We start from the raw sequence: 24,078 nt of genomic DNA, 5'->3' as shown, positions 1-24,078 counted from the left end.
TATAACAAGTTTATGAGTTTACAAGGACAAAAATAAAACAATAAATCAAAAAAAAGCCCACCTTTATAGAAAAAGTTAATTGCAAAGAGAAAAGCCATCATTTCCTATAGATAAATAGTTTTCTCTTTGCAATTTCCCCAATACTTTTTCTATTCTGGATAAAGTGTCTGGATAAAATTTATTTGTTTAAACTTCAACTACATTTTATATGCTCATTTTTCATTGTAAAGAAATGAATAGCCATATGAAAAAACTTATCTGAAGTCCGGAGCAGCAGTCTCCAAGGAAGGTACAGCGCCTTTCACAAACGGCCAGCCACCTTTCCACTGCACACGATCCATCATCAATACACGGCCCTCCGGATTAGCAACACTGACCGCATGATAGAACATCCAATCGTTTCCTTTCTTATCTGTCACCAGTTCAGAATTATGCCCCGGACCGACAAATGCCTTATTCTTCTGAATCAATATCTCATGATGATTATCTGACATTGAACGCCCTTTCTTGTCAACATAAGGGCCGAACAGATTCTTCGAACGCCCCACAACTGTAGTATATGTGCTCTTCAAACCTTCACAGCAGCGGCCGATGGAAGCAAACAAATAATAATAACCATCCCGTTTATGAATATACGTACCTTCATAAGCAGTACCGGCTATTTGCTCTATTGGAGCACCTTTCTTCAAAGAGAGACCATCATCTGTCAGTTCCGTACCATATATTCCGTGGAAGCTCCCCCAAAAAAGGTATTTCTTTCCATTATCTTCAATATAAAAAGGATCAATGCAATTCTGTATATTGATTTCATTGCTCCGGAATAACTTACCCAAATCAGTAAATGGTCCTTCCGGCTTATCAGCAGTAGCAATACCAATACCACATGTCCACTCACCTCCCCAAGTGGACATAGAATAATACATTACGTATTTATCACCGATTTTATTAATATCCGGTGCCCATATTCTCCCTTTAGGTTCGAAGTTTGGACGGGTAGCATCTGTAAAAGCAGTACCTACATAATACCAGTTTACCAAGTCTCTTGATCGATGAATAGGTACATTTTTAATACTTTCAGTTGCGTATAGATAGTAATATTCATCGTCTCCTTTTATAATAGTAGGATCGGGCAAACTAAAGTTTATTACAGGATTAGCATATGTTTTAGCGCGAACAGGGGTTGCCAAAGGGCTAGCTCCTACTCCTTCAAAAGTCATACGGACAGGCTCTATTTTTCCGTCTTTATTAAAATACATACGGTCTATACAAGTTGCACGGCTGTTCGCTGCAGTTTCGCCCAACGGACGACGGTGATAAATGATATACCATTCATCTGATCCGGGACCTTTAACTACCGAATGATGACCAGCACCGGTTGCTATATTAGTATCTTGCTGCAGAATTTTTCCGACTCTTTCAAACGGACCGAACGGTGAATCCGCAATGGCATAGGCTACACTATAATCCGGACCTCCCCAGCCACCTTCCGACCACATAAAATAATATTTTCCATTATGTTTCAGCATAAACGGCCCTTCCACATAATTTTGGGGAGTCACTTCCTTATAGATAGTACCATCCTCAAAAGGTACAATACTCAATAAATCCGGTGCCATCTTCACCATATTACAATGTCCCCAACCACCATAATACATATAATATTGTCCATCATCATCCTTAAATACAAACTGATCAATCGGCTGAGCACCATTTACAATCTTATCAATCAACGGTTTTCCCAACGCATCTTTAAAAGGTCCTGCAGGATTGTCTGCTACAGCAACTCCAATTCCGCCTAACTCATTATTATTTTGGATATCATTGGCTCCGAAGAAGAAATAATATTTATCATTAGCATGGATTACTGCCGGGGCCCACAATGCACGTCTGAGCCAGCTGATATTTTCTTTGGAAAGTACTTTCGGATGCTTGGTCCAGTTTACCAAATCTTTTGATGAGAAAGCATCCATGAATATCTGATCATCATAAGCGGCAGAATAGGTAGGATAAATCCAGTATTCGTCTCCAAACACAATCCCTTCCGGATCGGCATACCAACCAGGGAAAATAGGATTACCACTCGTTTTCGGAAGCTTACTTTTGTTTTGGGCAGATATAGATACAGAACAGCAAATTACACAGAAAAGAAAAAGATGTCTAAGTTTCATATATTATTTATTTAAAAGTTCACTTCGCAAAGATGAGAAAAAACAAAGAAAAGTTTCAGAAATTACAGTTCATTTAACAACAAAAACTGACCATTCTACTTCCATTTGCATGATTTATCAATATTTTATGCTTACTTTGCATTGTCATTATCAAATGAGAAGTACCATGAGAAGCAGATTGTTTTTATTATCCATTATCTTATTAATCGGTGTCTCTTGCCAGCATAAGAAGGCTACAACAGAGAAAGAAACTGTAGCCGCAGGAAATACCTATACGAACCCGTTACTTGAACGTGGAGCAGAGCCATGGGCTATTTTTCATGAAGGCAAATATTATTATACACAGGGCTCAGAAAACAGAGTCATACTTTGGGAAACCGATGATATAACAGACCTCTCACATGCTACTCAAAAAGATGTATGGATACCCACCGACCCCAGCAACTCCTATCATCTGTGGGCACCCGAAATTCATCGTATAAATAACAAATGGTATATTTACTTTGCCGCAGACGACGGCAATATGGATAATCACCAGATTTATGTTGTCGAGAATGAAGCCGCCAACCCCATGGAAGGAACATTTGTGATGAAAGGACGCATACAGACAGATAAAGACAACAACTGGGCAATCCATGCCAGCACCTTTGAACATGATGGCCAACGCTATATGATATGGTGCGGCTGGCAAAAACGAAGGATAGACAGTGAAACCCAATGTATCTACATCGCTACTATGAAGAATCCATGGACACTGTCTTCTGACAGGATTCTCATCTCCAAACCTGAATATGAATGGGAATGCCAATGGGTAAATCCGGATGGCAGCAAAACAGCCTATCCGATACATGTAAACGAAGCACCCCAATATTTTGAATCAAAGAATAAAGACAAAGCATGCATCTTCTATTCAGCCAGTGGTAGCTGGACTCCTTATTATTGTGTCGGATTACTGACTGCAGACGCAAAAGCTAACTTACTCAATCCGGCTTCCTGGAAGAAGTCTCCGGTTCCGGTACTACAACAAGACCCTGAAAACAATGTATACGGTCCCGGCGGAATATCTTTCACTCCGTCTCCGGATGGGAAAGAATGGTATATGCTATATCATGCCCGCCAGATACCGAATGACGCTCCTGGCGCATCCGATTCCCGTTCTCCCCGTTTACAGAAGATAGACTGGGACAAAGACGGAATGCCCGTGCTGGGAACCCCTCAAAAAGAAGAGGAACCAATGGCAAGGCCATCCGGTTCCCCTATTCATAAAAAACAGAACTAATTACAGATTGTACTCTGAGGGCCGAGATAAGAACGCTTCATTCCTCCCAAGTCAATGACAATCTTTTGAATAACGACGCCCGGATCACCACAGCGTATCTGCAAAGTGTGCTTACCGGGCTTCTTTACATACAAAGTAGACTTATTCACTCTGCAATTCTTCAATACGCTATCATACCAGATTTGAGAATATTCGATAGCTGAAGTAGAAGGAGTAGAAATGGAACCATCATCTATACGGACACTATACTTTGTATCCGAGTTAGTATGTTCCGGCAATTTGTAGTCCCGCTCAGCATGCAAGGGAAATGTCGGCAAAACATACGTATATACATCATAAATCCCGGCATTAAATGTATAGAAATCATATTCCACCCTGGGGACATCACCTGCACGATACATTTGTAAGGGAGCTGTCGGATTCCCCAACTGCAAAGAGCGCCCCTCAAAACCAAGTCCCGGAAGGATACTCATCCGAATGTCATTACTCTCAAACTTCCGGTGGAAATCGGCTGCCGGAATAGAAATGTAACCATTCTCCTCTACATACAATCCTTGTACTTCTGTGCGTGCAGGAGACTCAGGATTGAATACAGAAACCAGTACAGTCTCCTTCTGGGTGCCGGAAGTTATATCAATTTGTCCTTTCACCTTTTCTCCTGCCGGCACCTTATCCCAGTCAACAGATATATAGATACGGTTTTCCGCAGACGTCTTACCACTTTTCTGAGAGATCAGTATCCAGTCTTCCGAAGGCGTGATACTCCAGCTTAGCTCTCCGGTCCCCTGATTATATATATCTATCCAATGACTTTTACGTGAATAAGTGCTGTAGGCGGGCAATGTATGAAAACTCATTCCTCCTTTATCCAAATTTTCGCTTTCTGCCTGAAGCCCCAGCTTAGGAAAGCCAACAGGTGTGTATTCCTCTTCCATCAATGGGATCATGAAATAGGAACTCGTACCATCATAGTTCTGTTTTAAAGACATCATGTGCTTCCATTTTCCATCCAGCAGAGAGTTGTATCCATCGGTTATGATTTCGAGACTATCATGATAGCACTTCACCTGAGCCTTAAGCCGATTGGCGGCAGCACGTTGCTGACGGACATACTGACGGTAAAACTGTCCTTTGATGGTCATATGATTCATCAGTTCGGCCCCTTTCACCGGATAGTATAATAATTGATAGAAAGCCGGTTTACTCTTTTCGTCCAATGAAGCTAACAAATCCTCCGTTTTTTTCCCAATACGGCTATACTCAGTCAAGCGTCTTTCCGCTTCATTATAGTTAGCAAAAGAGAACTCCGTATCCGTACGTTTCTCTCCGCCTCCCCAATAGTTATTCCAATATCCCCAGCCCATGTACTCCGGCTTTCTGGAAAAAGCCAAATTTATATGAGAACAAGTTATATCTTCCAATGTATCGTAGTACTCCTCACCAAACATCTTTGCCAGCCAACGTGCCGGATAAGTGGCGACATTATCCGCATTGAAGCTGTCTATATCATAAGCCATATCAAGGAAAAGGGAGATTTGTGTTTCAGCCCCTTTCAAGTCTCCGCAATTCGCCAGCCAGACACGATCGGCAGTGGTATCATACGCCTTACGAAGTTCTTCATACATCAATGCCGGAGGGGTAGTACTATACCACAAATAGCTATGAGGAACACCCAAATAAGATATATGATAGTAAACGCCTGCACGTCCGGAGCGCTTTTGCTCCTGCGGACCACTCAGACGTTTCATATAACCGAAATTATCATCCGCCCAGATAATTGTAACATCATCCGGCAATTCCAGTCCGTTCGAATAGATTTCCAGCACTTCCTTATAAGGCGTAAATGCCTGTGGGATTGTTTCAACAGGTTTGTCGATATGCCGGGCAATGATCTCTCTCTGAGCATTCAGTGCACTTTCCAGCATCTTAACCTTTTCCCGCATCGGCACATCTCCGCCACCCATAGCTGCATCATGCAAGCCTCTTAAAGCCAGCGTATATACATTTTCATACGCACAGTTTTCCTTCACACGATTACTCAATACCTCGTTGATCTTATCTTTGTTCTTGTTATAATCCCATGGTCCCATCGTCTTGCTGTCCCATTCGCTGGCAGTGTTCAGCAATAACGGTTCGCAGTGACTGGACCCCATAACAATGGCAAAGGTATCAGCTACCAGTTTATTTTCCGGTATCTTATAAAATGCGGTAGAAACGGGGTGCATGGCCGGTGCCAGATGATTAGCTTTCAGTCGCAGCAACAGCTCGCATATTTTGGCATAGGTACGAGGACCGATATTTCCTCTTTCTTTCTCGAATGTCTTGGCAGCCCAAGGTTTCAGTCCCCAGTCTTCGTCATTTAAGAAAATTCCTCTGTACTTCACCGAAGGAGTCTTGGACAAAGTGGCGGGGGCATCGACATAAAGCGTCTTATGTTTCTTCACCGGAACATCAGCCCACCAGTACCAAGGAGACACTCCCATCATTTCCGAAAGCGAAAAAAGTCCGTACGCAGCTCCCCGCCTGTCGCTCCCCGCTACTACCAGCGCTTTGCTGACTCCGGGGAATGGACGGGAAACCGTCTGAATCAGAAATCGTTCCCATGTCCCTTCCAAAGAAGAGATATCTAGCTTGCCCTTCTCAGCTAACTGGCGGATCAGCCGATTTTTCTCAACTGTACCCACAATAATAATCTCTTTGTCGCCTTTCAGTTTGTCCGTCAACCGTAATTGTTGTCCGGTCACTGATTCGACGTCCGAAACAAAAAGCTCCGCAGTCTTACGTACCACCAAATAGTCATCAGTATCATAAACTACTACAGCTTTCGCTTTCGAAGTAACCAAGGGAAAAGCATACTTACTCTGAATAGCATTCTCTTTAATGACTACCTGCGACTGTAGGGCAGAAGTAACCGACAATACTACTAATAAAAAAAGAATTCTCATTGATAAAGTTTATTATAGTTGTTTTTCAGTTTATTTACGACTATCCGCGGAAACATACGATTGTTCTCCCTCCAAAAGTCATAATTATCTCCGGTAATATAAGCTACTTATTATTCAATTAAGGACAAAAAATAACCATTATCGCATAAAAAACTGTCATTCACTATAAAATGACGAGCATTTATCATTTATTGAACAGCAAATTTCCTTTATTCTTCTCTGATTAGCTTTTCTTTGCAATATTCCTTTTATGAATATTAATTCTTCTATTTAATACATATAAAGATAATTACCATGAAAAAGAATTTTCTAGCAGTGCTATTCGCATTGGCTCTTTGTAGCCCGACATTCGCTCAATGGAAGCCCGCCGGTGATAAGATAAAGACTCCGTGGGGTGAGCAGTTGAATCCTAAAAACGTATTACCGGAATACCCACGCCCCATTATGGAACGCCAGGATTGGAAGAATCTGAATGGTAGCTGGAATTATGCGATTACTAAAAAAGGAGAACCGGCACCAAACAATTACCAAGGAGAGATTTTAGTACCTTTTGCAGTCGAATCTTCCCTGTCAGGAGTAGGTAAAACCATTAACGAGCATCAGGAATTATGGTATCAGCGTACTTTTGATGTACCGTCAGCATGGAAAGGCAAACAAATATTACTGCACTTCGGAGCTGTGGACTGGAAAGCCGATGTATGGGTAAATGACGTAAAAGTAGGACAACATACAGGAGGCTTCACTCCATTCTACTTTGATATTACTTCCGCATTGAATAAAGGCAATAACCAGTTGGTTGTGAAAGTGTGGGACCCCTCTGACCGTGGCGAACAGCCGAGAGGAAAACAAGTAGAAAGACCGGAAGGAATCTGGTATACACCAGTCACAGGTATCTGGCAGACTGTATGGCTGGAACCGGTAGCTGCCCAGCATATCGCCCAACTGAAAACAACTCCGGATATCGACAAGAAGACTGTCAAAGTGGAAGTAGCCACCAACGTATGCTCTCCAGACAAAGTGGAAGTGAAAGTATTCGACGGCAAAAACCTCGTAGCCAAAGGAGCAGCGCTCAATGGCGTACCGGTAGAATTAACAATGCCGGAAGACGTTAAATTATGGACACCCGAGTCTCCTTCACTTTATAATATGGAAGTCACTCTTTATAAAGACGGCAAAGCTGTAGACCAAGTGAAGAGTTACACCGCTCTCCGCAAATTCTCAACTCATAAAGACAAGAATGGTATTACACGCCTGCAACTCAACAACAAAGACTATTTCCAGTTTGGTCCGCTCGACCAGGGTTGGTGGCCGGACGGCTTATACACAGCGCCAACAGACGAAGCATTGGTATATGACTTGAAGAAGATCAAAGATTTCGGCTACAACATGGTGCGCAAGCACGTAAAAGTAGAACCGGCACGCTGGTATACTTATTGCGACCAACTCGGACTGATCGTATGGCAAGATATGCCGAACGGAGGTCGCGGTCCTGCCGAATGGCAGATGCACAAGTACTATGACGGCGCAGACGCCATCCGCTCCGCAGCATCAGAAGCTAACTATCGCAAAGAATGGAAAGAAATTATCGACTACCTGTATTCTTATCCGAGCATCGGCGTATGGGTACCTTTCAACGAAGCATGGGGACAATTCAAGACTCCTGAAATCACTAAATGGACGAAAGAATACGACCCCAGCCGTCTGGTAAACCCTGCCAGTGGAGGTAACCACTACACGTGCGGAGATATTCTCGACCTTCATAACTATCCCGGACCGAACCTCTATCTCTACGATCCGATACGCGCTACCGTACTGGGCGAATATGGCGGTATAGGTATGGCACTGAAAGGACATCTGTGGCTGGCAGACAAGAACTGGGGCTACGTGAAGTTCAACACGCCGGAAGAAGTGACTAATGAATACATAAAATATGCACACCATTTATTGGAACTGATCGAGAAAGGCTTCTCGGCTGCCGTATACACACAAATCACAGATGTGGAAGAAGAAGTGAACGGTCTGGTTACTTACGACCGGAAAGTTATTAAAGTAGACGAGCCTAAAATCAAAGCCATCAACCAGAAAATTTGTAACTCGCTAAATAAATAAAAGTTTCATATTAATGAATAAACTATTCTCTACAATCATGTCAGTTTGCCTCGCATGCAATGTGCAGGCAACTGACCTGTTTAAAACGAGTCAGGATATCGCTTTGCGTGCACCGTCCGTACCTCTGATCACTTCCGACACTTATCTTGCTATCTGGTCTCCCTACAACGAACTGAACGAAGGGAACACCGAACACTGGACAGCCGCCACCCATCCTTTACTGGGAGCGCTCCGGGTGGACGGGAAAGTATATCGTTTCATGGGCAAGGACAAGCTAAACCTCGAAACAATCCTTCCGATGACAAACACCGAACGTTGGGAAGCAAAGTTCACCATGAGCCAACCGGCGGCCAACTGGATACAGCCCCAGTTCGATGATTCCGGATGGACCAAGGGCAAAGCCGCTTTCGGCACCAAAGACATGAAACGCATCGGCACAGAGTGGAACACCGAAGACATCTGGGTACGCCGTAGTTTCAACCTCAATCAAGACCTGACAAACGACATTATCTACTTACGTTATTCACACGACGATGTATTCGAGCTCTATCTGAACGGAGAAAAACTGGTGGCAACCGATTATTCCTGGAATGACGATGTTACCATCGAACTATCCGCATCAGCTAAAGCCAAGCTCCGTAAAGGAACAAACATTATTGCAGCACACTGTCACAACACAACCGGCGGAGCATACGTTGATTTCGGCCTGTTCCGTGAGAACAAACAGCTCAGCAACTTCAAGGAAGCTGCTATCCAGAAGTCTGTCGATGTATTACCGACACAGACCTACTATACATTCACCTGCGGTCCGGTAGAACTGGATCTCGTATTCACAGCACCTCTGCTGATGGAAGATCTTGATCTTATCTCGACCCCTATCAACTACATCTCCTATCGGGTACGTTCACTCGACAAGAAACAACATGATGTGCAAGTGTATATCGAAACAACCCCGCAACTTGCCGTACACGAACCGTCACAACCAACCATCTCAGAAAAGATCAGCAAAAACGGAATGGATTACCTCAAGGCAGGTACCATCGACCAGCCTTACGTAAAACGTAAAGGAGACGGTGTACGCATCGACTGGGGATATGCTTATCTGGGAAGCAACAGCGCACCCAACAAGGACTTAAGCATAGGTAACTACTATGACATGAAGCAAGCCTTCATCACCAACGGCAAACTATTGCCAAACTCCCAGGATTTCATCACCCGCAGCGAAAGCGATATGCCCGCCATGGCTTATACCGAAAACTTAGGCAAGGTAGACAATCAAGGGAAAAGCGGATATGTGATGTTAGGCTACGACGATATCTACTCGATCGAATATTTCTACGAACGCCGCATGGCATACTGGAAACACAACGGTCAAGTCAGCATCTTTGATGCTTTCGAACGTGCGCAGGCTTCTTATCCCTCATTGATGAAACGTTGCCGTGCCTTCGACCAACAACTGATGGCTGATGCAGAAAAAGCCGGAGGCAGGAAATATGCCGAACTACTCGCATTGACTTACCGCCACTCCATTACCGCCCATAAACTCCTTACCGACAAGGAAGGCAACCTGCTTTTCTTATCCAAAGAGAACCATAGTAACGGCTGTATCAACACAGTAGACCTAACTTATCCATCCGCTCCACTATACCTTATTTACAATACGGAACTGATGAAGGGAATGCTCAACTCTATCTTCTACTACAGCGAAAGCGGACGCTGGAACAAGCCTTACCCCGCTCATGACTTAGGAACTTATCCAATAGCCAACGGGCAACTTTATGGTGAAGATATGCCTATCGAAGAAGCCGGAAACATGATTCTGGTAACTACAGCCATCTCTATGATGGAAGGCAATGCCAACTATGCTTCCAAATACTGGGAAACATTATCAACATGGGCAAACTATCTGATTGAGAACGGTCTGGACCCTGAAAACCAACTTTGTACAGATGACTTTGCCGGACATCTGGCACACAATGCCAATCTTTCCGCCAAAGCGATCATGGCAATCGCCGGATACGGAGAAATGGCACGTATGCTGGGCAAAGAAACAACTGCGAACAAATACATCGAAACCGCCAAAAGACTGGCGATAGAATGGGAGAAGATGGCATTTGACGACGATCACTACAAACTGGCATTTGACAAACCGGGAACGTGGAGTCAGAAATACAATCTGATATGGGACAAAGTGTTTAACATGAACATTTTCCCGCAGAAAGTATTTGATACGGAAATTCCTTTCTATCTGACCAAGCAAAATAAATATGGTTTGCTATTGGACTCCCGCGCACAATATACCAAATCCGACTGGGTACTATGGAGTGCCTGTATGTCTCCAGACGATGCTACGTTCCAAAAGTTCATCGACCCGATCTATACTTATGCGAACGAAACAACTTCCCGTGTGCCTATCAGCGACTGGCATGATACGAATACAGGAAAGATGATGAATTTCAAGGCACGTTCCGTAGTAGGTGGCTACTACATGAAGCTACTGATGGAAAAAGTCAAAGAACAGAAATAAAACGAATACTCTTTTCCTCGTTGAATATAGACAAACAGCCCTTTTGCCTAGCGTAAAAGATGCTGTTTGTCTTTTTTCATATCATTTAATGATACGATCAGTTTTCCGGAGTTATATCATCAATCAGATATTGTCCGTCAACGTTAACCACTCTGACCGGGATACTCACGGCACGTTCATACTGGCTGCCTTTAGCCGAAGTATAGTTAACCTCATACCAATTATCATTCAGATGTTTCACCGACAATGTTTTCATGTCATTTTCACCTAAATCTTGCGCACGAATGATCGGATCGGCATCTGTCGCCTCTATCAGCCTATCAACTTTCTCTATCAGCTCTTTGGTCAGAAACTTTTGCTTAATTGAATCCCCAAGTGCGAGAGCTTCTTTACCGGTGGACATGAAACTGGCAGCATAAGCCTCATAAAAGTCTTCAATCATGCCGATGGCTTCTTGTTCAATTCTACTACTGTCCGACACATTCGCCTGTACGTCAGCTGGTTCTGCCGATGTATCCATATTCTTCCGGCTCTGATTGGAACAGGAAAGAAGAAGCATTACGGACTGCAATAATAACAAATGTACAATTCTCAATTTCATAACATTAATGGTTCTTGTTTTAAACTAATAATCAGATTTCCAAACTAATCAGCCTCCCCCTTCAGAATCTCTTCAGTTTTATCCTGACCGGTATAAAAATCTATATTTGCAAAATAACACAAATATTTCCAGAAATAAAGCGTCAGGAACATTCGCACATCACGATCTGTTTTAAAATCACTGCAAAAATGATCCGTGTTCCTGGCAATTTCCCAAAATATCATAACCGAAGAAACTCCTCCTGTCGCATTTTCCGCTTTGACATACGCTTTCAAGGCCGGATGAATGGCCGGTTCCAATTCTCTTTGCCAATATGTGAAGCCATCCAACCGTTTCTTAAACGGCAATATTATATACTCAACCTGAGCTTTCATATACGCATATTGTAGTGAATCGGCAACAAGGCTAAGAGAGCCACCATGCTCCTGCTGATTCTTGGATGCTTGTTGATAAGCATCAGACTGACGATATTCTGACGGAGAAACACCATCCGGAACAAACAGCGTGCAAGAATCATTCAGAATAGCTCCATCAACAAAATAGGAATGAAGTAAACCACCCGCAATCCCTATGTTTTCATTTACCACCTAGCATCTCATGAATTACATCCTCTCTTTTATTGCTAAGTTCATCTATCAACTTTTTCGTGTGTTGTCTTATTGCTGGACTGAAGATTTGGGGATACTCCTTTTCGATTTCATCCAAAGAATAATTTTTGTTATCCCTCAAAAAGAGTACGAATACATAATTCATCAGGTCTGCTTCAGTTGGTTTCTCCTTCAAGCGTTTTTTGAAAAGAGAGGCAGCTTGTTTGTAAGCATCCATAGCCAGGCTCTTTTTAGCATTCTCTTCCAGCATCATTCCCTTACCTAAAATATAGTAAGGATCATCCGGAGAGAATTTCTCCATTTGCAACATGGTTTGCAGTGCTTTCTCCTTCTGTCCCAACGCCATTAAGTATTTAATCTTATTTGCATATGCCAGTTTGTATGAAGGCTCCAAAGCTATCGCCTCATCTGAAAGATGAATAGCCTTATTTAAAGAATCGGAATCATTAAAGAAACCCGCAGTTTTCACAGATTGGTTATTCTTCTCAACTGCTTTGGGAGAAATCTGAGCTATCGCAAAACTCGTGTTCGTGCATAAAAGCAAAATAATAAGTGTTCTCATAATTCTATTTATTATCATTGATTAGATTTTGTTTAATGTGATACACAAAGAACGACAAAAAACAATAGAAACACGAACATTTTCTATTCAAAAAATGATAAAATCTATTCAACAATAAAAATAAGGCAGCCTTTCTCATTCAGTACAAACGAATTTTGATAAAAAGAATTATCAACATGAAACAGCAATCCGATTAGTATTTATAGAGTAATGAACAGTTTCTTTCTTAGATTGAACGTTTTTTTTCCTTCTTTATTCATCGAAACCGCTATCTTTGTAGTAGTTCACATGATACTAAAATAGCACAGAGAAAGTGCTGAACATAAAAATCATACAATAAAATAGACAACTAAAAATAGACAGCACTAATATGAAAAACAAACCGTTATTATTTTTACTCTCAGTATGCGGACTTTTAGCAATATCTGCACGTGGAGAAAATCCACCCGCTAAAGTGATATTCGAACAGTACATGAATCAAGCTCAAACTTTTGCCGATAACTATCCGCGTGAAAAAGCATATCTGCATTTTGATAATACAAGCTATTATGTGGGCGACACGATATGGTTCAAAGCATATGTCACTCTTGCCGAAAAACAAGTTTTCAGTTCAATCAGCCGTCCTTTGTATGTGGAACTGGTAGATCAGGCAGGGCACGTTACTGATAAACAGATCATTAAACTATCACAAGGAGAAGGCAACGGGCAGTTTGTACTCCCCCAGTCAATGCTATCCGGTTATTACGAAGTACGTGCTTACACCCGCTGGATGCTTGCATTCAGTGATCCGCAGTACTTTTCACGTACTTTCCCTGTCTATCAGCTTTCTCATAGCGACCAGTTGGAGCGTAGTATCAGCACCTATGAGTTGAGTCCGTCTATGGAGAAAAGGCCGGAAGAAACAAGAGAGAAGCTGAGTCTGCGTTTCTTTCCGGAAGGAGGACAGTTAGTCGAAGGGATAACTTCGCAGGTTGCTTTCAAAGCAGAAAGCAAAAATGAAGGAAATATTCAATTATCAGGCACACTTTATACCAAAGAAGGGCAAGAAATCACGTCTTTTGAAACTTTACACGATGGAATGGGAGCTTTTGAGTATACGCCTTCTGCTCTGCCGGCAATCGCTAAAGTAAACTTTCAAGGAAAACAGTATGAATTTACCCTCCCTAAAGCACTGCCAAGCGGGTATATTCTGAAAGTAGGCAATAATGCAGGGGCTATTTCTGTGACGGTATCATGTAATGCAGCGACCCCGCAGGATACATTAGCCGTTTTTATAAGCCATCAGGGACGTCCCCATGCCTATCAGCTTATCCACTGTCAGGCAAATAAGCCTCAGCAATTTACAGTATTGTCGCGCAAGTTACCGGCAGGAGTCTTACAAATCAGTCTGCTCAATCGTGCCGGAAATACTTTATGCGACCGCTTTATCTTTGCTTCTCCACGGGCTCCTTTACAAATCTCGCCCAAAGGTTTAAAAGAGATTTACGCTCCTTATGCTCCCATCCGCTGCGAACTGCAGTTGAACAACGCCATAGGAGAACCGATACCCGGCAAATTATCAGTCAGTATCCGTGACGCCGTCCGCTCTGATTATATGGAATATGATAACAATATCTTCACCGACCTTCTACTTACATCGGACTTGAAAGGCTACATTCATCAACCCGGCTACTACTTCACAGAGAGTTCTCTCCGGAAACAGAAGGAACTGGATATACTGTTAATGGTACACGGATGGCGTAAATATGATATGACACAACAGATCGGTATCAGCCCATTCACCCCACTTCAGTTGCCAGAAAGCCAACTGGTACTTTATGGACAAGTCAAATCTACGATTCTCAAAAACAAGCTGAAGGATATAGCTCTCAGCGTAATGGTGAAGAGAGATGCAGAGATTATTACCGGTCAGACCGTTACGGATGAGAACGGACATTTCAGCATTCCGCTGGAAGATTTCGAGGGATCAATGGAAGCTGTGATCCAGACTCGCAAAGTGGGAAAAGAACGAAATAAGGACGCTTCTATTCTCATCGACCGGCATTTCTCGCCTGCTACGCGTGCATACGGTTACAGAGAGTTGCACCCGGAGTGGAGCAACATTGCCCACTGGCAACAGGAAGCTGAAAAATTCGACTCTTTATATATGGATTCCATCCGTCGGGTAGACGGGCTTTATCTTTTGGACGAAGTTGAAATCAAAAGTAAGCGGCGCAGTCAAAGTACGAATATGGCGACTAAAATTAATGAGCAAAGTATTGATGCCTACTATGATATACGCCAGGCTGTCGATCAGCTTCGCGACAATGGCAAAGTTGTCACCACTATCCCGGAGGTGATGGAAAAATTAAATCCACTCTTTTACTGGGACCGTTCCAATGATAACTGTACTTACCGCCAGAAACCGATCTGTTATATTATGGATAACAAAATTCTATCGTCAACAGAAGTAAACATGATGCTGACTGAAATAGACGGTTTGGCTTCTATTATCATCAGTAAAGGCACAGGAGGAGTAGATGATGAAATTATCCAGAATACCAAAATGTCTAATTCCAATGATGTAGATGTATCGGAACTGGACAAATATAGTATTTTCTACCTCATTCCATTGCCCAGACATGATGTTCTGAATAAACACGAGACTGCGGCTCTTGGTACCCGGCAGACTGTTATGCAGGGATATACACCGGCATTGGAGTATTATTCTCCTGCTTATATAGATAAAGAATTATACATGGATAAAGCAGACAAAAGACGAACTCTTTACTGGAATCCGACTGTGCAGACGGATGAAAATGGAAAGGCAGTGATCGAATGTTACAATAATCAGTATTCCACGCCATTGATTATTCAAGCTGAGACACTGAGTAATGACGGGAAGCTAGGGAGCGTGACGTATTCTACAGTTGCAGAAACGAAATAGTATGCTTTAGGATATTTGACAATAAACGGCACACAATCAGTCCTAAAATAACTTTTCAAAATAAGAGAAGAGGGTGAATTCAATAACTTGAACTTCACCCTCTTCTTGAATCATTAGATTAGCGATTAATAGAAACTACCATTCAATTGCTTGATCTTCGTCTGGAATCTGAGTATTGATATCACGTGATAATGTCAATGTACCTTTTACATGATAGCGAATGATGGTACCTTCCACTGGTATATAATTGAAATAATAATCAACATTATTAATTATTACATAACGGTGTTCCAGATAAGGCTTCGCGTCATCCATTGATGAAGAAATACGAAATGAAGGAGTCACGTCCTTGTTTAATTCAAATCCAATCTCTTCTGCATTATCACAGGAAATAGTAACCGAACCATTCGTCTCACCATTAAAAGCAAATTTGATTTTATACTTTCTACGGTCTGTATAATCCTCATCTACTATTCCTGCATACGTAAAAATAGTCTGTTCATCTATCACATACCCTCTTATTGACGATTTTGTGATAGATTCTGCTGTTTCTATCGGTTTACCATCTCCATCATATCCCGTCACCACCTTGTTGGTTATTCCTGTACCAGAATAATCGCCAGAGTAATCATTAAATGGGAAGATTCTCAATATCGCCTTAGCATAGTCTTTACGTGGATGAGCTACGTAGTTGTAAGACGCGTCGTCTACAATCTGCAATGGAAGTACCCATTTTTCTGACATATCAATGTTGCGAAAATCAAATTTAAGATCCAGTAAACCTTTATTTTCTCCTGCTTTTATCTGTAGAGATTCTGGATATGAAGCGTATGCCAATCCTTCTGCTCCCATATCCTCATAATATAGTTCTGTACGTGTAGCGTAACGAGCGTAATTCAAAATATTCAATGTATCAGCATCATGTGCTACGTGTACAGTGACATTACTTGGATTATCGGTAGAACCACTAACAAGTATCGGTAACTGATAATTGGACCTCCCTTCTCCTCCTTCTGCATAATTTCCTTCTGCATCATGGCGGCTATAAGGTACATATATATTCGTCACTCCCTTACTATCCAGTTGTGAACTGAAAGAAATGTAGTGCTCATATTGTTCATCTTCCCATTCCGAATTGCAGGAAGTTCCCAACATTGTCATTGCAGCCAAAGCTGCCAAAGTATATATTTTCTTCATATATAAGTCTTTATGTTTAGAATTAATCATACATTGTCCATCCTGGGTTCTGTGTTAAACGTGAATTACGTTTCAACTCACTATGTTTGATAGGCCATAACCATAGCTTTTCCGAGAAAGTAGACGGGAGATTGTAAACAGGAATTGCCGAATGGAATTCGTCTCTCTTAGCTTCACCAACAAAGACATTACAACCGTATATTTGCAGAGATTCTTCTACTGGCGCATCTTTCCAACGGCGAATGTCAAAGTAACGTTTTCCTTCGCCCATTAACTCTATCATACGTTCACGTTTTAATGCTTTACGCATATCATCAACCCCACTCTGCAGATAAAATTCGTCTGGATAGTCAGGCAACCCGGCACGAATACGTACCGGATGAATACCTCTTTCCATTTGTTCTTTATCACGGCTGATAGTGTAGGTTGTCGCCTCATTCCAAGAAGGTATATTGTATGTTCCAGTCAACTCATTCAATGCTTCAGCATAAAGCAGTAGAATATCCGCATAGCGAATTGCTGTTTCAGCTTTCGCAACATAATTGCCTGGATAGTCGTTTGGATGAACAAACTTTTTGATTCCTATACCTGTACGCAAGTAGAAACCGTCATTACGATAACCATCGGAACTTCCAAAGTAGTACCAAACTTGTTGATTTACATCGGCAGGTTTGCTTTCAGTCTGGCTCAAATAATACCAGGTACAGCCATTATAAGCAACAGAAGCATAGAATCGTGGTTCGCGTTCTACATATTGCAAAGAAACATTCATCCCAGTTTTGGCCTGATCGTTATCTCCTTTCTTCGGATCATATTTCCAACCTAATTCCGGATATTTATTATCCTTCAAGTCTTGCAAATCAGTAAATCCGGTTCTACGTTCACGAGTATCTACAATACCTTGATAATTAGCTACTCCTTGATACATAGAGTTCATACCCGGCTCATTACTACCATTATTCATATAATATGCATCCAGCATTTTCTGTGTCATACCATGACAGTTCCAGCCGCCATCATCTTTGGGCATCTGATGAAGTACCAACATATCTATATTTGTTGCCCCGCGTGTAAATATCAGTTCTTTATTGTTTGCAGGTAATATAGTACCATCAAAGATAGTACGATATGATCTGAGCGGGTCAATATTTGTCCATCCTTTTGGCCAGGGTTGATTGGAAAACTCGCCATCAGCCGGTGGAGTAACAGTCGGACGTTCAGAAGGTCCATTATCAGATGTGGATTTATTTACAATATTCAACTCATAAACATCTAAATCGATGACATCACGGCAAGCGGCAGCAGCTTTTGCCCATTTTTCTTCACTATATTCGGAAGAAAGCAAACGACGCCCTTCATCATCTACCAATTGCTGCGCATATTCATCATTATTTCCATTAGCAAACGGACTAGCTGCAAAAATCAGTGCATAAGCACGAACTGCCAATGCAGCTCCACGAGTAGGTCGGCCTATAGCATAATTATCAGTACGACGATCATATTGTAACTCTTTAGTAGCCTGTACCATTTCGTCACTGATATATTGTGCCACTTCTTCGTATGAGCTACGTGGAGTAGCTATTTGATCATAACTTTGAGTATAATCCACTCCTTCGTCCGGCATAATAGGCACTGGACCATAACGACGTAAGAGCAACCAGTAATAGTAAGCACGAACAAAACGAGCCTGCCCCTTATAATCTAGTATTTCCCAATCAGCCATCTCTTGACACCGGTCAACATTATGGATAAATACTGATGCTTGGAAAATTCCTTTATAACATGCCCCCCATGCCCCAACATTATAAGTATTCTCATCATATTCTCCTAACTTGAACATATTATATGACAATTCATTCTTTGTTGCATCGATTGTCTTATCGCGGTCACCATAATACATATCGTCTGAAAAACAAAACGAATTCTCACTTGGTCCTTTAGTCGTCACCTCATAGTTTTCATTTTTTATAAATGAAAAAGCATAAGCTAACCATTCTTCCACATGATCCTTACTTTCGAAAGTTTTCTCCAGTGTCAGACGATCCTTAAAATATTTCTCCGAATTCAGGTAATCAGAGCAAGAAGAAATTACTCCCATCCCTAATACGGTTAATAATAATATATAAATCTTCTTTATCATAATCTCTTAGTATTTTTATAAGTTAACAGATAAACCCATAGTAACTGATTTTGTTAGCGGATAGGCTTCACCCCGCGGATTGCCAGTTTCCGGGTCCCATGTTTTGAACTTAGACCATGTAATCAGGTTTGATCCTGCAATATAGATACGAATATTATTGAAGTGCAGTTTATTGACTATGCTTTTTGGCAAAGTATAACCGATATCCAGATTCTTCAAACGAATATATCGACCATCACGCATCCAATAAGTAGAGGTTTGTTGGTTGTTTTTATTTTCCCCATAAGTTAAACGCGGATATGTTGCATTGGGGTTCTCATTAGCATGCAATCCCAGTTTGGCAGCAGTCTCTGAATCTACCCAACGATCACTTATCATATCTTTAAAGATATTTCCCCAGTCACTTTCGCTGAATGCATATACACACTTACCATAAATAGGGAAAGTGGATTTACCGGCACCTTGGAAGTGAACATTTACATCAATTCCTTTCCATGCGAAAGATGCCCCTATACCATATACTAAGTTTGGAGTGGTAGTAGCGCCAATAGCAACTTTATCATTATCGTTTACAACACCATCACCATTTACATCTTTATATTTGATATCTCCAGGCTGCACTGTACCAAACTCTTGTTTCGGGCTGGTACGAATATCATCGTAATCAGCAAACAATCCTTCAGCTATCAATCCTTTAACTTGATCTACACGATACCCTTTTTGATATAAATAAGAATAGACTTGATTCTCTTCATCCTTTTCGAGCACTTCATTCTTACTATAAGTTATATTCCCACGAATAGTCATATCCACCTCACCCAGTTTCTGCTTAAGAGCAAAATTGCCATCGAAACCTTGAGATTTCACTTCACCTACATTCGCTTTAGGTTTGCTCTCAAGACCTGTAATGTCAGGCAAGAACTCACGTGTTAAAAAAATACCTGTACGTTTTTCGTGGAAATAGTCAACTGTCGCTGTAAATTTGTCATTAAACAAAGAAAGATCAATCCCCAGGTCATCCTTAGTCGCAACTTCCCAAGTAATGCCATTAGAAGCCATCTGTGTGTAATGAGTTCCTATGAATGATTTTCCATAATCACCAAATCCCCAGTTATATACATAATTAGGCTTGCCTTCGCTGTTATATCCTGTAGTGGCTATAGTATATAAGTATGGGAAACGGTTGTTATCCCCAATATTATCATTACCTACCTTACCATGAGAATAACGTATTTTAAACATATTCATCCACTTCAAGTTATTCTTAACAAATGACTCTTCGGCAACGTTCCATGCAAGAGAAAAAGCCGGGAAGAAACCGAATTGATTTCCTGGTGCAAAATTTTCCGATCCGGTATAACCAAAATTAAAATCAACAAAGTAACGATAGTTCCAGTTATAAGTAAATCGTCCTGCTAACCCTTGATTACGTTTTGATACTCCATTCTTAATATCCGTACCAATGTCTACTGTCCGCTTCTCACTATCTTGTGTGTAACGGAAAGTAACTCCTCCATGATGATTTCCGAAAGCACGTTCCCAGCTTAACAGTAAATCAAGGAATTCACGACGTTTGCCAGAGCTACCACTTGATTGTGTCATGTCATATGCGGAGAACATTTTCTCATAAATAATCTCTCCCGTTTCTTGTCTACGTCCGTTCGCTTTATACAAATCTGGTTGACGATGACGATTAATCCAGTTACTGTTGTCTGTATCATAGCCAAAACGTCCTACAAACTTCAATCCCTTGGTAATGAAATCAAAATTTTGTTCTAATGTAACATTAGTTTGTACATTATTCTGCCAATCTTCATTGTATCCAGTTTGCGTAGATGCAACCCAGGGATTAAGTTTGTTTACGTTATCCCGGTGGGAAATAGGCGCATATCCATTGGAATAGTATACAGGCGTTGCAATAGGATTGTATCCGAAAAGCATGCCCCATAACATCTCGTTATCAGCCAGTCCTGGACTATTACGTTTGGCTAATGAACCTGCTATACCTAGTTTCAATAAAGTCGATTTGGTGATATCTATATCAACATTCATACGATAATTCCACTTTTTATAGTTGGCATTTGTATCGTAATCATCACGTAACGTTTGGTCTGTGTTATACATACCTTGATCTTCCGTATAACTTGCAGAAACAAAATAACGAGCAGTGTTACCACCACCATTCATGTTCAAGTTAGCGCGATAACTCCATGCTCCGTTTTTTAGGATCAAATCCATCCAGTCCACATTCGGATAGAAATCCGGATCCATTTGTGTACGAAATAACTCTAATTCTTCCGGTTGATAGGCCATTCCTAAATTGCGAGTCACTAATGCTTCGTTCATCAGACTGGCATACGAAAGACCGTCTACAAATTCCGGAGTGATAGTACGCGTATTATAAGAAGTTTCTACCTTGGCATCAATATTGATTTTTCCAGCTTTACCACGTTTTGTTGTAATCAATACTACACCATTTGCACCTTTAGAACCATAAATAGCAGTAGCTGACGCATCTTTCAATACTGTGAATGATTCGATGTCTTCAATGTTAAGTTCATCCAAACTGCTACGTTCAAAGCCATCCACCAGAATATAAGCACTTGAACTAGCTCCAAAAGTAGAAATACCACGTATCCAAAACTCAGAAGTACTTTTTCCCGGTTGTCCGGAAGTTTGTCGGGCAATAATACCCGGAACATTACCGGCCAAAGCGTTAGACATATTGGAAGTAGGGAAACGTTTTAAATCTCCCACATTCACATTGGTTACAGCTCCCGTCACTGTCAGTTTTTTCTGTGCCCCCATACCAGTTACCACAACCTCATCCAGTACACTAGCCTCTGATTCTTTCATCTTTACATTAACAGTATGCTGTTCTTTTACAAGTACTTCCACATCATCATATCCGATGTATGAGAAGACTAGTCGATGATAAGGTTCCATCTTTATAGAAAAATTACCATTGATATCCGTAATGGTTCCCAAACCTGCTACATCCTTTACAGTGATATTAACACCAATCATCGGCTCATCTTGTGTGTCGGTAACCGTACCAGTCACGGTAATTGTTTGTTGTGCAGAAATCGTCAATGGGACAACCAGCATCAACAAAAAAATGGCTAAATATTTTTTCATAATCTGATAAATGTGTTTATTCGTTAGATTCCACTGTTGATTCATCTTCCGGTATATTCTCGTCACCGGCTACATTCTCTTCTTGCTCCATTGAAATAGTGCGAATAGTATGTCCCACCTGATCATGTACATAAAACATCTCTTTCACATCATCATAAACAAGTCCACTTACATCACGGAAACGAGCCACTTCTCGTAGGTCACCATCATCAGTTCCCCATTGGTTTCCGTCAGCTAAGGAAGTTGACGCTCCTCGTCCCGCATAGGTCGATACGATACCTTCTGGAGTTACTTTACGTACACAGAAGTTTAATCGATCTACAAAATAGAAATCATACTCTTCTTCACCAGTATAATCCGGATTTTTCACAAATACTCCTTGACAAGGATTATTCATACGTGCCTCAGTTCCTACATCATCCCTATAACCTGACTGTTTATATCCCCCGACAAAATTATACGGGGTAATAAATTCCTTTTTTATCTCGTCATAGTCGGAACGCATGAAATAATGATTGTTAATCACACCAAAATAAGCATACTTTCCAGTAGGATGAATGAAAATCTGAAATTCCCAACTTGGGTCAGCAATAGTGAATAACTGCTTAAAAGTATTAGGATTGTTCTTTACTATAGGATCCCAACTTCCACCATTCTTAATAGTTTTAAAGTAATCAACCAAGTCTAAACGAAATACTTGTCCCTTTTCATAACTATTAAAATACAATTCTCCGTTGATTGGATGAATAGTAGCTCCATTACATTGTTTGTAAGCAGCTATCAATTGTATATCAGATCTATCATCGAATGTACCATCCGCATTACGTTTAATAATATATACACTAGGACTTTCATCTCCCTTACCATCATAATCAATAGCTACAATCATATATTCTGCCTCATCAGCATATCCTTCTATCTTCTTATTGAAAGCAATGCTTCGTATACGATTAGTAGGTATAGTATTGATATTCAAAGGAGAAGAAAGCATACGATTTTTTAAATCGATCAACTGTATAGCTTTATGTCCATCGTAACAAATATACAAATGATCCTTATTCAACGGATCAAAAGCTAATCGTCCGTTATCGCTAAAGCCACAGCATTTGACACCTTCCGGTCCATCAAATGGTCCGTCTCTCCAACCTTGATCATCACGATTATTGCGATAGCCACAAAGCGTACCTACAACCATCTTTTTCTCATAGCTAAAAGTAGTACTCGCAGTCGTTGTTACTGCATTCTCTCCTTCTCCTACAGTGATTTCAATTTCACCACTAAAAGCTCCTGAAGGAACAAAACAGTAAACATAAGTACTTTTTACATTAATAACAATAGCATCTTTGCCACCAATCTTCACTTTTACCTTCGAAACATCTGTTCCGAAATTTTCACCATAAATCAATAGTTTCTGATAGGCTCCTCCTTCTTTCGGAGTAAAATCAGAAATTGCTACAGGTTTTGATGGATCAAAGGCTCCAGTCTCTACATTGTCATCGTCCTTACAACTACAAATGCAAATCGTGAATAATGCCAGCAATATCCACCGCCATTCCTTCAATACTTTTTTCATTTTACATTTCATGTTTTTCATTCTAGTTAATAATAAATGTATAGTTAATTAAACATTTCATCGAGTTTTGTCCATTAACACTTGCATCCAGTATCCTCCAATAACCGAACGCGCTTTAAACCCAACCCATTCACCACTGTCTGTGTGATGCCAATCACTGATAGGTACCCGCGAAGTAGTTTCATTGATATATTTATAGAGTGGATCTATGAATTTCTTGAAAGTTTCTAAATCTGAAGACATAGCAGCTGTCCACATAATCCAGTCAGACTTTGTATACTCTTTGCGGGAGTCCAATGGCAATC

General features: G+C 41.1%; 14 protein-coding genes and 1 pseudogene. 4 read left to right on the top strand and 11 right to left on the bottom strand.

Annotated features, from left to right (window positions below; genetic code table 11):
• Window positions 1–254: 254 nt before the first annotated feature.
• Both KTR07_RS28500 and KTR07_RS28495 read right to left on the bottom strand, forming a co-directional pair.
• On the bottom strand, window positions 255–1,187 hold the full coding sequence (locus KTR07_RS28500; protein ID WP_224200667.1) for a family 43 glycosylhydrolase: 933 nt from the start codon (window positions 1,185–1,187) through the stop codon (window positions 255–257).
• Window positions 1,185–2,168: pseudogene (locus KTR07_RS28495) on the bottom strand (glycoside hydrolase family 43 protein); the annotation flags it as partial. The pseudogene KTR07_RS28495 and the gene KTR07_RS28500, both read right to left, overlap by 3 nt.
• Before the next feature lie 166 nt (window positions 2,169–2,334).
• Between KTR07_RS28495 and KTR07_RS19500 the strand changes: the two are divergent.
• Window positions 2,335–3,447, top strand: a complete 1,113-nt coding sequence (locus KTR07_RS19500) for a family 43 glycosylhydrolase (RefSeq protein WP_008767698.1) — start codon at window positions 2,335–2,337, stop codon at window positions 3,445–3,447.
• Here the strand turns inward: KTR07_RS19500 and KTR07_RS19495 are convergent.
• Complete coding sequence (locus KTR07_RS19495; RefSeq protein WP_011108855.1) at window positions 3,444–6,392, bottom strand: glycosyl hydrolase 115 family protein; 2,949 nt, start codon at window positions 6,390–6,392, stop codon at window positions 3,444–3,446. The genes KTR07_RS19500 and KTR07_RS19495 overlap by 4 nt on opposite strands.
• Window positions 6,393–6,686: 294 nt before the next feature.
• Here KTR07_RS19495 and KTR07_RS19490 point away from each other — a divergent pair, with 294 nt between their 5' ends.
• The gene (locus KTR07_RS19490) at window positions 6,687–8,501 is read left to right on the top strand and encodes a glycoside hydrolase family 2 protein (protein ID WP_217315480.1); all 1,815 of its coding nucleotides are present in this window, start codon (window positions 6,687–6,689) and stop codon (window positions 8,499–8,501) included.
• A 13-nt stretch (window positions 8,502–8,514) separates the two neighbouring features.
• Entirely contained in the window at window positions 8,515–11,028 is a 2,514-nt protein-coding gene (locus KTR07_RS19485) for a glutaminase domain-containing protein (protein WP_008767695.1), read from the top strand.
• Between the two features lie 97 nt (window positions 11,029–11,125).
• Here the strand turns inward: KTR07_RS19485 and KTR07_RS19480 are convergent, their stop codons facing one another.
• Genes KTR07_RS19480 through KTR07_RS19470 form a run of 3 tightly spaced genes read right to left on the bottom strand, consistent with a single transcriptional unit; the run spans window position 11,126 to window position 12,799 of the window.
• On the bottom strand, window positions 11,126–11,629 hold the full coding sequence (locus KTR07_RS19480; RefSeq protein ID WP_008762475.1) for a DUF3828 domain-containing protein: 504 nt from the start codon (window positions 11,627–11,629) through the stop codon (window positions 11,126–11,128).
• A 44-nt stretch (window positions 11,630–11,673) separates the two neighbouring features.
• Window positions 11,674–12,216 carry a hypothetical protein gene (locus KTR07_RS28490; RefSeq protein WP_008767694.1) on the bottom strand — a complete coding sequence of 181 codons (543 nt, stop codon included), beginning with the start codon at window positions 12,214–12,216 and terminating at the stop codon, window positions 11,674–11,676.
• A complete protein-coding gene (locus KTR07_RS19470) occupies window positions 12,206–12,799 on the bottom strand; it encodes a hypothetical protein (protein ID WP_008767693.1) in 594 nt (197 codons plus the stop codon). The genes KTR07_RS28490 and KTR07_RS19470 overlap by 11 nt, the downstream gene beginning before the upstream one ends.
• Window positions 12,800–13,169: 370 nt before the next feature.
• On the opposite strand from KTR07_RS19470, the gene KTR07_RS19465 reads away from it, so the two are divergent.
• On the top strand, window positions 13,170–15,725 hold the full coding sequence (locus KTR07_RS19465; protein WP_008767692.1) for a hypothetical protein: 2,556 nt from the start codon (window positions 13,170–13,172) through the stop codon (window positions 15,723–15,725).
• 135 nt (window positions 15,726–15,860) lie between these two features.
• Here KTR07_RS19465 and KTR07_RS19460 read toward each other — a convergent pair whose 3' ends face one another.
• The 5 genes from KTR07_RS19460 to KTR07_RS19440 form a co-directional block, all read right to left on the bottom strand.
• Entirely contained in the window at window positions 15,861–16,922 is a 1,062-nt protein-coding gene (locus KTR07_RS19460; RefSeq protein ID WP_008762471.1) for a DUF4973 domain-containing protein, read from the bottom strand.
• 22 nt (window positions 16,923–16,944) lie between these two features.
• A complete protein-coding gene (locus KTR07_RS19455) occupies window positions 16,945–19,062 on the bottom strand; it encodes a RagB/SusD family nutrient uptake outer membrane protein (RefSeq protein WP_008762470.1) in 2,118 nt (705 codons plus the stop codon).
• Window positions 19,063–19,077: 15 nt separating this feature from the next.
• On the bottom strand, window positions 19,078–22,200 hold the full coding sequence (locus KTR07_RS19450; protein ID WP_008767691.1) for a TonB-dependent receptor: 3,123 nt from the start codon (window positions 22,198–22,200) through the stop codon (window positions 19,078–19,080).
• 16 nt (window positions 22,201–22,216) lie between these two features.
• Window positions 22,217–23,773: an IPT/TIG domain-containing protein gene (locus KTR07_RS19445; protein ID WP_011108853.1), complete on the bottom strand. Its 1,557-nt coding sequence runs from the start codon at window positions 23,771–23,773 to the stop codon at window positions 22,217–22,219.
• Between the two features lie 57 nt (window positions 23,774–23,830).
• Window positions 23,831–24,078, bottom strand: a 248-nt coding sequence (locus KTR07_RS19440) for a DUF1793 domain-containing protein (RefSeq protein ID WP_217315479.1), incomplete at its 5' end; no start/stop codon positions are given.

Source organism: Bacteroides sp. MSK.20.82, from assembly GCF_019052485.1.
In the GTDB taxonomy this organism is placed as follows: domain Bacteria; phylum Bacteroidota; class Bacteroidia; order Bacteroidales; family Bacteroidaceae; genus Bacteroides; species Bacteroides thetaiotaomicron.
The sequence above is the reverse complement of the archived record's forward strand: the minus strand, read 5'-3'. Positions and strand labels throughout refer to the sequence as shown.

Bases quoted from the DNA above. Each gene is read 5' to 3' on its own strand.
- KTR07_RS19500 (WP_008767698.1), top strand. From the start codon at position 2,335: ATGAGAAGCAGATTGTTTTTATTATCCATTATCTTATTAATCGGTGTC.
- KTR07_RS19495 (WP_011108855.1), bottom strand. From the start codon at position 6,392: ATGAGAATTCTTTTTTTATTAGTAGTATTGTCGGTTACTTCTGCCCTA.
- KTR07_RS19490 (WP_217315480.1), top strand. From the start codon at position 6,687: ATGAAAAAGAATTTTCTAGCAGTGCTATTCGCATTGGCTCTTTGTAGC.
- KTR07_RS19485 (WP_008767695.1), top strand. From the start codon at position 8,515: ATGAATAAACTATTCTCTACAATCATGTCAGTTTGCCTCGCATGCAAT.
- KTR07_RS19480 (WP_008762475.1), bottom strand. From the start codon at position 11,629: ATGAAATTGAGAATTGTACATTTGTTATTATTGCAGTCCGTAATGCTT.
- KTR07_RS19470 (WP_008767693.1), bottom strand. From the start codon at position 12,799: ATGAGAACACTTATTATTTTGCTTTTATGCACGAACACGAGTTTTGCG.
- KTR07_RS19465 (WP_008767692.1), top strand. From the start codon at position 13,170: ATGAAAAACAAACCGTTATTATTTTTACTCTCAGTATGCGGACTTTTA.
- KTR07_RS19460 (WP_008762471.1), bottom strand. From the start codon at position 16,922: ATGAAGAAAATATATACTTTGGCAGCTTTGGCTGCAATGACAATGTTG.
- KTR07_RS19455 (WP_008762470.1), bottom strand. From the start codon at position 19,062: ATGATAAAGAAGATTTATATATTATTATTAACCGTATTAGGGATGGGA.
- KTR07_RS19450 (WP_008767691.1), bottom strand. From the start codon at position 22,200: ATGAAAAAATATTTAGCCATTTTTTTGTTGATGCTGGTTGTCCCATTG.
- KTR07_RS19445 (WP_011108853.1), bottom strand. From the start codon at position 23,773: ATGAAAAAAGTATTGAAGGAATGGCGGTGGATATTGCTGGCATTATTC.